The organism is Bradyrhizobium sp. SMVTL-02 (assembly GCF_051853005.1).
GTDB lineage: Bacteria > Pseudomonadota > Alphaproteobacteria > Rhizobiales > Xanthobacteraceae > Bradyrhizobium.
Window position 1 is genome coordinate 4,211,594 of record NZ_CP182469.1, and the last position, 11,683, is coordinate 4,223,276.

Annotated in this window: 10 protein-coding genes and 1 pseudogene; 6 read left to right on the plus strand and 5 right to left on the minus strand. The window is 65.3% G+C overall.

Going from position 1 to position 11,683, the window contains the following annotated elements; all coding sequences use genetic code 11:
* Positions 1-64 precede the first annotated feature (64 nt).
* Entirely contained in the window at positions 65-2,941 is a 2,877-nt protein-coding gene (locus ACNJYB_RS19865) for a valine--tRNA ligase (protein WP_439367970.1), read from the plus strand.
* A 1-nt stretch (position 2,942) separates the two neighbouring features.
* On the opposite strand, the gene ACNJYB_RS19870 is transcribed toward ACNJYB_RS19865, so the two are convergent.
* Positions 2,943-3,545 (minus strand): DNA-3-methyladenine glycosylase, encoded by a 603-nt coding sequence (locus tag ACNJYB_RS19870; RefSeq protein ID WP_439367971.1) that lies wholly within the window; start codon positions 3,543-3,545, stop codon positions 2,943-2,945.
* 130 nt (positions 3,546-3,675) lie between these two features.
* Here ACNJYB_RS19870 and lipA point away from each other — a divergent pair, with 130 nt between their 5' ends.
* Positions 3,676-4,632 (plus strand): lipoyl synthase, encoded by a 957-nt coding sequence (gene lipA / locus ACNJYB_RS19875; protein WP_439367972.1) that lies wholly within the window; start codon positions 3,676-3,678, stop codon positions 4,630-4,632.
* Positions 4,633-4,638: 6 nt separating this feature from the next.
* Positions 4,639-5,109 carry a type II toxin-antitoxin system RatA family toxin gene (locus ACNJYB_RS19880; protein ID WP_439367973.1) on the plus strand — a complete coding sequence of 157 codons (471 nt, stop codon included), beginning with the start codon at positions 4,639-4,641 and terminating at the stop codon, positions 5,107-5,109.
* Between the two features lie 142 nt (positions 5,110-5,251).
* On the opposite strand, the gene ACNJYB_RS19885 is transcribed toward ACNJYB_RS19880, so the two are convergent.
* A complete protein-coding gene (locus ACNJYB_RS19885; RefSeq protein ID WP_439367975.1) occupies positions 5,252-6,067 on the minus strand; it encodes a c-type cytochrome in 816 nt (271 codons plus the stop codon).
* A pseudogene (locus ACNJYB_RS19890) lies at positions 6,067-6,347 on the minus strand (cytochrome C oxidase subunit I); the annotation flags it as partial. The gene ACNJYB_RS19885 and the pseudogene ACNJYB_RS19890, both read right to left, overlap by 1 nt.
* Before the next feature lie 812 nt (positions 6,348-7,159).
* On the opposite strand from ACNJYB_RS19890, the gene ACNJYB_RS19895 reads away from it, so the two are divergent.
* A complete protein-coding gene (locus ACNJYB_RS19895; protein ID WP_439367977.1) occupies positions 7,160-7,339 on the plus strand; it encodes a hypothetical protein in 180 nt (59 codons plus the stop codon).
* Positions 7,340-7,432: 93 nt separating this feature from the next.
* Here ACNJYB_RS19895 and ACNJYB_RS19900 read toward each other — a convergent pair whose 3' ends face one another.
* Together ACNJYB_RS19900 and ACNJYB_RS19905 are read right to left on the minus strand one after the other, a co-directional pair.
* Positions 7,433-8,041: a CinA family protein gene (locus tag ACNJYB_RS19900; protein ID WP_439367979.1), complete on the minus strand. Its 609-nt coding sequence runs from the start codon at positions 8,039-8,041 to the stop codon at positions 7,433-7,435.
* Positions 8,042-8,045: 4 nt separating this feature from the next.
* Positions 8,046-9,227, minus strand: coding sequence for a bifunctional 2-C-methyl-D-erythritol 4-phosphate cytidylyltransferase/2-C-methyl-D-erythritol 2,4-cyclodiphosphate synthase (locus ACNJYB_RS19905; protein WP_439367980.1), 1,182 nt, complete (start codon positions 9,225-9,227; stop codon positions 8,046-8,048).
* 277 nt (positions 9,228-9,504) lie between these two features.
* On the opposite strand from ACNJYB_RS19905, the gene dusB reads away from it, so the two are divergent.
* The gene (gene dusB, locus ACNJYB_RS19910) at positions 9,505-10,506 is read left to right on the plus strand and encodes a tRNA dihydrouridine synthase DusB (RefSeq protein WP_439375597.1); all 1,002 of its coding nucleotides are present in this window, start codon (positions 9,505-9,507) and stop codon (positions 10,504-10,506) included.
* Positions 10,503-11,678, plus strand: a complete 1,176-nt coding sequence (locus ACNJYB_RS19915; protein WP_439367981.1) for a two-component system sensor histidine kinase NtrB — start codon at positions 10,503-10,505, stop codon at positions 11,676-11,678. Before dusB ends, ACNJYB_RS19915 begins: the two co-directional genes overlap by 4 nt.
* Positions 11,679-11,683: the final 5 nt, after the last annotated feature.

Here is an 11,683-nt window from a genome sequence, read left to right on the forward strand (position 1 = left end):
GCCGACTCGCTTTCCGCTGACTTTTCGTTGACTTGGCCCCCGCGCGCGGCTTTCTAGCAGCCCCATGATCGAGAAAAATTACCAGCCCGCCGATATCGAAGCCCGCATGTCCGTCGTGTGGGAGGACAGCCTCGCCTTCAAGGCCGGGCGTCCCGACCGCCGCGACGCGGTGCCTTTTACCATCGTGATCCCGCCGCCGAACGTGACGGGCTCACTGCACATGGGACACGCCCTCAACAACACGCTCCAGGACATCCTGTGCCGGTTCGAGCGCATGCGCGGCCGCGACGTGCTCTGGCAGCCCGGCACCGACCATGCCGGTATCGCCACCCAGATGGTGGTCGAGCGGCAGCTGATGGAACGCCAGCAGCCCGGCCGTCGCGAGATGGGCCGCGAGAAGTTTCTCGAGCGGGTCTGGCAGTGGAAGGCCGAAAGCGGCGACACCATCATCAACCAGCTCAAGCGGCTCGGTGCGTCCTGCGACTGGTCGCGCGAGCGCTTCACCATGGACGAGGGCCTCTCGAAGGCCGTCGTCAAGGTGTTCGTCGAACTGCACCGCGAGGGCCTGATCTACAAGGACAAGCGGCTGGTGAACTGGGACACCAAGCTGCTCACCGCGATCTCCGATCTCGAAGTGCAGCAGACCGAGGTCAAGGGCAGCCTCTGGTATCTGCGCTATCCGATCGAAGGCAAGACCTTCAGCCCCGAGGATCCCTCGACCTTCATTGTCGTCGCGACCACGCGCCCCGAGACGATGCTCGGCGATACCGGCGTTGCCGTGCATCCCGAGGACGAGCGCTATCAGAAGCTGATCGGCAAGAACGTCGTCCTGCCGCTCGTCGGCCGCAAGATCAGGATCGTCGCCGACGAATATTCCGATCCCGAGAAGGGCTCGGGCGCGGTCAAGGTGACGCCGGCGCACGACTTCAACGACTTCGAGGTCGGCAATCGCCACGGCCTGCGGCGCATCAGCGTGCTCGACAAGGAAGGCTGCCTCGATCTCCTCGACAACGAGGATTACCTGCGCGACCTGCCGGAAGGCGCCGCGCAATTCGCCGACGAATTCAACAAGGTCGACCGCTTCGTGGCGCGCAAGCGCATCGTCGAGCGGCTGGAAGCCTTCGGCTTCGTCGAGCGGATCGAGCCGCACACCCACATGGTGCCGCATGGCGATCGCTCCAACAGCGTGATCGAGCCGTATCTGACCGACCAGTGGTACGTCGACGCCAAGACGCTGGCGAAGCCGGCGATCGCCGCGGTGCGTTCGGGCGAAACCTCGTTCGTGCCGAAGAACTGGGAAAAGACCTATTTCGAGTGGATGGAGAACATCCAGCCCTGGTGCATCTCGCGCCAGCTCTGGTGGGGCCATCAGATCCCGGCCTGGTACGGGCCTGACGGAAAGGTGTTCGTCGCCGAGACCGAGGAGGAGGCGATCAGCCACGCGCTCGGCTATTACGTCGAGCAGGAGGTCATCACGGTCGAGCAGGGCCGCGAGATGGCGCTCGACCGCAACAAGCGCGAAGGCTTCATCACGCGCGACGAGGACGTGCTCGACACCTGGTTCTCCTCGGCGCTGTGGCCGTTCTCGACGCTCGGCTGGCCCGACGACACGCCCGAGGTGCAGCGCTATTACCCGACCAATGCGCTGGTCACCGGCTTCGACATCATCTTTTTCTGGGTCGCCCGCATGATGATGATGGGCATGCACTTCATGAAGGAGATCCCGTTCTCGACGATCTACATCCACGCCCTCGTCCGGGACGAGAAGGGCGCCAAGATGTCGAAGTCGAAGGGCAACGTCATCGATCCGCTCAAACTGATCGACGAGTATGGCGCGGACGCGCTGCGCTTCACGCTGGCCGCGATGGCGGCGCAGGGCCGCGATATCAAGCTTGCCACCAGCCGGGTCGAGGGCTACCGCAATTTCGCGACCAAGCTCTGGAACGCCTGCCGCTTCGCGGAGATGAACCAGTGCGTCGTGCCCGACGGCTTCGAGCCGGCGAAGACCAAGGAGACACTGAGCCGCTGGATCGCGCATGAGACCGCGCACACCGCGCGCGAGGTGACCGAGGCGATCGAGGCCTATCGCTTCAACGACGCCGCCGGCGCCATCTATCGCTTCGTCTGGAACGTCTATTGCGACTGGTACGTCGAGCTGGCCAAGCCCGTGCTGCTCGGCCCGGATAGCCCCGCCAAGGACGAAACCCGCGCCATGGTGGCCTGGGCGCGCGACGAGATCCTGAAGCTGCTGCACCCCTTCATGCCCTTCATCACCGAAGAGCTGTGGGAGGTGACGGCCAAGCGCGACGGCTTGCTCGCGCTGGCGCCGTGGCCGCTGAAGCCGTCCGGGCCTTCGCCGGAGCAGCTCGCGATGCTCGCCGTGGCTGCCGGGCCGATCGATCCGCTGATCTCGCCGGCCCTGGTCTTGCCCATCTTCGACCATGCCGATTTCACCGATCCCGAGGCGGAAGCCGAGATCGGCTGGGTCATCGACCTCGTGACGCAGATCCGCTCGGTGCGCGCCGAGATGAACATTCCGCCGGCGACGCTGACGGCGCTGGTGCTCGCGGGCACCTCGACTGAAACGAAGGAGCGTGCGCCGCGCTGGACCGACGTCATCAAGCGCATGGCGCGGCTGTCCGACATCTCCTTCGCCGACCGTGCGCCTGACGGTGCCGTTCAGTTGCTTGTGCGCGGCGAAATAGCCGCGCTGCCGCTGAAGGGCGTGATCGACGTCGCTGCCGAGCGTACGCGTCTCGACAAGGAGATCGGCAAGGCCGACGCCGACATCAAGCGCGCCGAGTCCAAGCTCGCGAACGAAAAGTTCGTGGCCAACGCGGCCGAGGAGGTCGTCGAGGAGGAGCGTGAAAAGCGCGAGGCGGCGCTGGCCCGCAAGGCCAAGCTGCTGGAGGCGCTGGAGCGGCTGAAGCAGGCATCGTAGTCTACTTCGGAAACCGCTTGCTCAAGAACTTCGAGCCCCTGATGCCATAGCGCCAGGGCAGCTCGACGGCCTTGGTGATGCCGATCCGGATGCCGGTTGCGACCTCCAAGTCTTCCGTCCGCGCGTGCAGCGCGATCGGCGGCCGGTCCAAGGGGAGCGCGTTGTGCGCTATGGTGATGCCGAGCGCCTCCGTCAGCTTGCCCGGACCCGAGCACAGCGCGTGCAGATCGTGGAGATGGCGGCGGCGCCGCATCGCGGCCAAGCCATGCGTCGGCTCCAGCGCGCGGATCAGCACGGCGCTGGCGGAACCCTCCTCCTCGCAGACGAAGTTCACGCACCAGTGGATGCCGTAGGAACGGTAGACATAGGCGTAGCCGGGCGGGCCGAACATCACCTGGTTCCGTAGCGTCGGGCCATTGTAGGAGTGCGCCGCCGGCTCGGTATGGTGATAGGCCTCGACCTCGACGATGATCCCGCCAACGCCGTCGACCAGCAGGGTCGCCCCGATCAGGTCGTGGGCGACCTCGCGCACATCGCGGGCGAAAAAGGAACGCTTCAGGGGCTTGCCAAGCCGGGGGGTGGAAGGTTTCGAGACTGGAGCCATTCGAGATGAGAATCGCCTGAGAACAGAGCAGGATATTGCCCATATCTGCCATGTTCCCTGAAGTGGTGCGAGCCGGGTTGCGATGCCGGGCCAGACCGACTAGGTAGGACCTGAACAGGCCGGATACCCTATGGTCGTTATTGTCGACACCATCTCGAACCCGCTGCGCCCGCGCCACCCCGAAAAGGTGAATCGCCCCGATTCCGCTTCCCCGCCGAAGCCGGACTGGATCCGCGTGCGCGCGCCCAATACCCGCGGCTATGCCGACACCCGCACCATCGTGCGCGCCAACGGGCTGCACACGGTGTGCGAGGAGGCAGGCTGCCCGAATATCGGCGAGTGCTGGGACAAGAAGCACGCGACCTTCATGATCATGGGTGACACCTGCACCCGGGCCTGCGCCTTCTGCAACGTCAAGACCGGCCTGCCGAATGCGCTGGATGCGGCCGAGCCGCAGAACGTCGCCGAGGCCGTGGCCAAGCTGGGTCTCGCCCACGTCGTCATCACCTCGGTCGACCGCGACGACCTCACCGACGGCGGCGCCGAGCATTTCGCCCAGACCATCCGCGCCATCCGCGCCGCGTGCCCCTCGACCACGATCGAGATCCTGACGCCGGACTTCCTGCGCAAGGAAGGCGCGCTCGAGGTCGTCGTCGCCGCAAGACCCGACGTCTTCAACCACAATCTCGAGACGGTGCCGTCGCGCTACCTGACGGTGCGGCCGGGCGCGCGCTATTTCCACTCGATCCGCCTGCTGCAGCGGGCCAAGGAGCTCGACCCCACCATCTTCACCAAGTCCGGCATCATGGTCGGGCTCGGCGAGGAGCGCCACGAGGTGCAGCAGGTGATGGACGATCTGCGCTCGGCCGACGTCGACTTTCTGACCATCGGGCAATATCTGCAGCCGACCCGAAAGCATCATGCGGTGATGCGCTACGTGCCGCCGGACGAGTTCTCGTCCTATGAAAAGGTCGCCTACACCAAGGGCTTCCTGATGGTGTCGGCGAGCCCGCTCACCCGTTCCTCGCATCATGCCGGCGAGGATTTTGCGAGACTGAAAGCCGCGCGGGCAGCTAGGGCCGGCTGAATCGATATGCCCCGTTTTTCGAGCAAGCGCCGTGTCAATCACAGCGCATCCGAGATGTTCGATCTGGTCGCCGACGTCGAGCGCTACCCGGAATTCGTGCCGCTGTGCAGCGCGCTCAAGGTGCGCCAGCGCATGGCGAAGCCCGACGGCACCGAGGTGCTGGTCGCCGACATGACGGTGTCGTTCAAGCTGGTCAAGGAGTCCTTCACCAGCCGCGTGACGCTCGATCGCGCCAATCTGAAGATCCTGGTCGAATATCTGCAAGGTCCCTTCAGCAATCTCGAAAACCGCTGGACGTTCGAGCCCCAAGGTGAGGGCGTCTGCGACGTCGGTTTCTTCCTGTCTTACGAATTCAAGAGCCGCATGCTGGCGATGCTGATGGGCTCGATGTTCGACGCGGCCTTCGCGCGGTTCGCGACGGCGTTCGAGAAGCGGGCGGATGCGATCTATGGCCGGCCGAAGCTGGCGCCGACGTAGGCCTTACGATCAGGGGCACGCTCCCTCCGCCGTCATTGCGAGGAGCTCTTGCGACGAAGCAATCCAGAATACCTCCGCCGAGACCGTCTGGATTGCTTCCCTGCGCTCGCAATGACGATGGGGAGGCAGGCGCGCCCAACGCTCAATCCACCGCCTTCACCACATCCTGGGGCTGCGAGGCGTAATACGCCGCGGCCTGCTCGATCTCCTGCGGTGTCATCGCGCGTGCGATGTTGCGCATCTGCTGGCTGATGTCGTTGCGGCGCTCGCCGGAAGCGAAGGCCTGGAGCTGGGCCTTCATATAGGCTTCCGACTGGCCTTCCAGCCACGGGCTGCCGGTCTTGTTGTCGAGACTGCCGTGACAGGAGCCACAGGGCGCGATGCCGCGCATCGGCGCGCCGTAGATGACGATGCTGGGCTTCGGCAGTTGCGGCGTCGGATGGTACGCCGGCAGCCGCGGCAGGTAGGCGTAGTAGAGCGAGAGATCGGCGATCTCCTGATCGGTCAGATTGACGGTGAACGGCGACATCACGGCATTGGTGCGCGCGCCTGAGCGGAAATCGTGCAGCTCCTTGTAGATCACCGCCGCATATTGTCCGGCGAGGTTCGGCGAGTCGGCCCGGCTGATCCCCGTCGGGCCGTGACAGATCGCGCAGCGCTGCGCCAGCGTCGCACCACGGCCGATCGCCTCCTGGCTCGGGCGCGACAGCGTGTTCGACGTGAGTACGACCTCCGACAGGCGCTTCGCCTGTTCAGGCGCTGTGACGTTCGTCGCGCGCTGCGGCACGCCGGCGGCGCTGCAGATCGCGTCCCAAACATTGGCGAACTGGACCCAGGGCTGGGCGAAGGGCGGCACGATGAAGCCGGCAATCGCCGTCACGATCAGAATCGCAGCGGTAATGCCGACGCCCCGCGTGAAATGCGGATTGCTGAAGGTGAAGAGGTCGCGCGCACTCATCACTGCGCCCCCACATAGACGGCCGGCACCGACGTGCCCTCGGTCATCGCCAGCGTCAGGATCGGGTAGCCGTAATTGGTGAGGGTCAGCGCGATCATCAGCGCCACCCAGAGCGCGTGGGTGTTGAGCGCAACCGCACGGTCGCGGGCTGGTTTACGGCCAGTGCAAAGCGATAGGGGCCGGCCTCGACCCCAGGCGCGCGCATGCCTCGGGCGAGGATGACCAGGAACAGGATGCCCGAGGTCAGCAGGATGAAGCCGCCGATCGCGGAGAAGGTGACTTTTGGAAAACAGACATGACGCTTTAATCTCGCGACGCGTTTTGTCCGAGCTTTGCTTCGTCGTATCGCGCTCTCTGGTCGAGGGCGCAGGGAAGGCCGGGCGCCGGCCGGGCACCCACTATCCACTGCGCGAAGGTTGCGCTACAAGAGGCTGCACAGCGGCATACAGGTGAAGCCCAACACACGGCCTTCCCTGCGCAGGGGTTTGACGGCGTATGCCGTGCTCTCCCCGGGGAGCGTTGCACTATTGCCCCCCGTCGCCTCGCAGATGGCTGATGCGCGTACCCGGTCGGGCCGGCCTCATCACTGCAAGATTTGGCGCACAGACCCCGGCGCCAGGACGACACGGTTTGCCGTACGCAAACCACACCGGTCGTGTGCGCGATGGTGCCCGCTCACGGTTGCCCGCCCTGCGAAGCCTTCTCGGGCCGATGTGACTAGCGTCCACCGCCGCTCACCCCGCGTTCGTGACGATCGCGATGTGATCGGGATGAGGGGACGGATGAATACGCGAAAGCCGAAATTCGGTAAAGGGGAATATTAATGCGCGCGAGATTGACCCGTCGGCTGAGTGTTTTGCCCGACGGACAGCACAAGGGCTTGTAGCGCCGGAAGGGCCCTGCAAGCCGCCCCACAATCAAGGACTCAGAGTTCCGGCGACCACCCGTGGCAAGTGCAATTTGTGCCAAAACGAAGGGGCCGCGACAGAACACCCCTTGCCGGGAGCGGCGCACCTGCAACGGATGTATTTCCTGTCAAATTCAACTAAAATCTGAGTCGGATGCAGAGGCTCGTGGACCGGGACTGGAGACATGGCGCGCTGGAAGAAATCGTGGAGCGAGGACGACCTCAACCGGCTCAGAAGGCTCGCAGGCACCAAGCCGATGACGACGATCGCGAAAGAGCTCGGACGGACCATGGGAACGGTGCTCGCGAAGGCGATCGAGCAAAAGCTTCCCGTGATCTGTCGGACCGAGCGAACGGCGCAATGACAGTAGCGATATGCAGGGGCTTGGGATGTCCCGGCTTCCTCCTTCGCTCGTTGAGTTACGGCGGACAAGTCACTCACCCGGGGCGACGGGGCGTCAGCCCCGCGGCGAGCGCGGCGGCCGGCGCTTGACCGCATGCCGGCGCGGCGAGCGGGTGACGCGCGGGCGCAGGCGGCTGGCGGCGGTGCGCTGCGGCTTGGCCTGAACTTGCGGGCCGCGGGCGAGATCCATCAGCATGCGCAGCGCCTCGACGACCGAGCGGGCGCGCACCGCGCTGCGGCCGATCGCGCCAAAACGGTGCTCGCGGTGAATGATGCGGCCGTCGCGCGCGGCAGCGGCGAGGTGCACGAGACCAACCGGCTTGCCGGGCGTGGCGCCGCCGGGTCCGGCAATGCCGGTGATGGCGACAGCGAGATCGACATCCGCACGCTCCAGCGCGCCGATCGCCATGGCGGTTGCGGTCTCCTTGCTCACCGCGCCGAAATTCGTCAGCGTGCTGGCTTCGACGCCCAGCATCGCGCGCTTGGCCTCGTTGGAATAGGTGACGAAGCCGCGGTCGATCACATCGGACGAGCCGGGGATGTCGGTCAGTGCGCCGGCGACGAGGCCGCCGGTGCAGGACTCCGCCGTCGCGATCGTCAGCTTGCGCATCCGGCACAAATCCAGCAGCGAGCGGGAGAGGGCGCGTGCGTCGCTGCCGCCCATGGCCTTACAGGCTCCAGGGCAGGCGGATGGTGGCGCTCGCGGTGGCCGCGATGCCTTCCTCACGGCCGGTGAAGCCGAGCCGCTCGCTGGTCGTCGCCTTCACCGCAACGCGGGAGATGTCGACCCCGGAGATCTCGGCGATGCGCGCGCGCATGGTGTCGCGCAAGGGACCGATCTTCGGACGCTCGCAGATCAGCGTCACCTCGAGATTGGCGACGCGGCCGCCGCGCTGGGCGACGCGCTCCATTGCGTATTTCAGGAACTGGTCGGAGGAGGCGCCCTTCCACTTGGCGTCGCTCGGCGGGAAGTGCGAGCCGATGTCGCCGTCAGCGAGCGCGCCCAGGATGGCATCGACCAGCGCATGCAGGCCGACATCGCCGTCGGAATGCGCCAGGAAACCTTTCGTGTGCGGCACGCGCAGGCCGCAGATCATGACGTGGTCGCCTTCGCCGAACGCATGCACGTCGTAGCCGGTGCCGGTCCTGATGTCGCCGAGCTGGGCAGCCAGGCGCGCTTCCTCGCGCACGAAATCCTCGGGGGTGGTGAGCTTCATATTGGCAACATCGCCTTCAAAGGTTGCAACCGTCAATCCCGCCCATTCGGCAATCGCGGCATCGTCGGTGAAATCGGAACGCCCGTCCTTCGCTGCGCGACGATGCGCCTCGAGGATGACGTCGAAACGAAAGGATTGCGGCGTCTGCGCGATTCTGAGGCGCGACCGGTCCGGCGTGTCCTCGACATTGCCGCTCGCGCCGGTGACCTTGATGGTGTCGGTGACGGGAACAACGGGGATCGCAGCGCCGGTGCGGTGCGCTGCCTCGATCGCGCGCGAGATCACGCCTTCAGAGACGAAGGGCCGCGCGGCGTCGTGGATCAGGACGATGTCCGGCTCGTGCTTGGCGAGCGCCTCGAGGCCGGCGAGCACCGAAGCCTGACGGGAGGCGCCGCCATTGGCCGGCGCCTCGTGTTTCAATCCCGCGACCGCTGCCGTGAACATGGCGCTATCGTCGGGATTCACGACCGGCTGCACTGCGAACACATCAGGATGGCGGCTGAAGGCTTCCATGGCGCGATGGATCACCGGCACGCCGCCGATCTCGCGATATTGCTTCGGACCGCCGGCGCCGGCCCGCAGGCCGCGTCCGGCCGCCACGAGCACGACAGCGGTGCGTTGTGATTTCGCCATAGGACTCAGATACTCAGTTGCTAATGAAAGAGCAGGGGGTGATTTGCCGGCATGCCTCTAGCACGGCAGGCCCGCAAAAAAAGGGGGTTTCCCCGGATTGTGGGAAACAGCATTTTGCTGCACTGCACTTGAAAGACTCTGCAGAACTGTCTAAACTGTAGGCATGACGCTTGACTGCACAAGAATTGTGCGCAAGATAGTCATGGCCAGCGCGATGAGGCGCTGCTGAGTTGACGAGACCCCTGTGACCGGCCCGGCAGTATCCGGCTCTAAGCCGTTGAAAATAGGCGATATTGAAGTCGCCACCCCGGTCTTCCTGGCGCCGATGTCGGGGGTGACTGACTCGCCCGTTCGGCGGCTCGTGGCCGAGCTCGGGGCCGGTCTAGTCGTCTCCGAGATGACGGCGAGCGATGAGCTTGCCAACGGCCATCGGATGTCGCGGTTGCGTTGCGAAGCGACCGGAATTGGCCCGCATGTGGTCCAGCTCGCCGGCTGCGAGGCGCACTGGATGGCCGAGGGCGCCCGCATCGCGGAAGCCGAAGGCGCCGACATCATCGACATCAACATGGGCTGTCCGGCCCGCCATGTCACAGGCGGCCAGTCCGGCTCCGCCTTGATGCGCGATCTCGACCACGCCGTCAGCCTGATCGATGCGACGATCGCGGCGGTGAAGGTTCCGGTGACGCTGAAGATGCGGCTCGGCTGGGACGACCGCAGCCGCAATGCGCCGGAACTCGCGCGGCGCGCCGCAGCCGCCGGCATCAAGCTCGTCACCGTTCACGGCCGCACCCGCTGCCAGTTCTACAAGGGCGAGTCCGATTGGGACGCGATCCGCGCCGTGCGCGAGGCGATCTCTATCCCGCTCGTCGTCAATGGCGACATCACCTCATATGAGAAAGCGCTCGCCGCGCTCGAGGCCTCCGGCGCCGATGCCGTGATGATCGGCCGCGGCGCGCAAGGCCAGCCCTGGCTGCCCGGCCAGATCGGCCGGCGCCTCAAGGGCGGGGCAGTGGAAGCCATGCCGTCACTGCAGACGCAGCTGCATTATGTCCGCACGCTCTATGAGGGCGTCTGCGCGCTCTATGGCCTGCGCGTCGGCCTCAGGCATGCGCGCAAGCATCTGGGCTGGGCACTCGACGTCGCGGCAGATGCGAGCCGCGCGCCGGCCGAGAAGCTGAAATGCTGGCGCCAGAAGATCCTCACCTCCGAGGATCCGCGCCTCGTTCACAGTTCACTACAAGATGCCTTCGACGACTTCGCATGGAGCGCTGCTGCATGAGCTCAGCCGCTGAACATCGTCGGTCGCTTCTGTCCGACAGCGATGCGATCCTGGATGCGCTTCCCAATCCCGTGCTGATGATCGGGCCTGACGGCAAGATCGTCGCCGCCAACATCGCAACCGAAGCCTTTTTCGAGATCTCGACGCAGTTTTTGAAGCGGCAGTCGCTGAAAGAGCTGGTGCCGTTCGGCAGCCCCTTGCTGGCGCTGATCGACCAGGTGCGCTCCTCGAACTCACCGGTCAATGAATACAAGGTCGATCTGGGCACGCCGCGCATGGGTGGCGACCGTCAGGTCGATCTGCACGTGGCCCCGCTCACCGAGCGGCCCGGTCATATCGTGGTGATGCTGCAGGAGCGCACCATTGCCGACAAGATGGATCGGCAGCTTACCCATCGCAGCGCAGCGCGCTCGGTGATAGCGCTAGCAGCGATGCTCGCGCACGAGATCAAGAATCCGCTTTCGGGCATCCGCGGTGCGGCGCAGCTTTTGGAGCAGCAGGCCTCGTCCGAAGACCGCATGCTGACGCGGCTGATCTGCGACGAGGCCGACCGGATCGTGACGCTGGTCGACCGTATGGAGGTGTTCGGCGACGAACGTCCCGTGGTGCGCGGCCCCGTCAACATCCATTCGGTGCTCGACCACGTGAAGCGGCTGGCGCAGTCCGGCTTTGCCCGCAACATCCGCTTCATCGAGGATTACGATCCCTCCCTGCCGCCGGTTCTGGCGAACCAGGATCAGCTGATCCAGGTGTTCCTCAATCTCGTGAAGAATGCCGCCGAAGCGCTGATCGACGTGCCCGACGCCGAGATCCAGCTCACCACCGCGTTCCGCCCCGGCGTGCGCCTGTCAGTCCCCGGTCAAAAATCCCGGGTATCCCTGCCGCTCGAATTCTGCGTGAGGGACAACGGACCGGGCGTGCCCGACGATCTTCTGCCCAACCTGTTCGATCCCTTCGTGACCACCAAGCAGACCGGTTCAGGTCTGGGTCTGGCGCTGGTCGCAAAAATCGTCGGCGATCACGGGGGCATCATCGAATGCGAATCTCAGCCGCGCAAGACCACCTTCCGCGTGCTGATGCCGATGTATTCCACATCGGCGAAACATGCCGATCAAAGCAGTCGCGACGGCTCTGCCGGGAAGTCGTCGTCTGCGTCACAGGGGGCAACATGAGGATT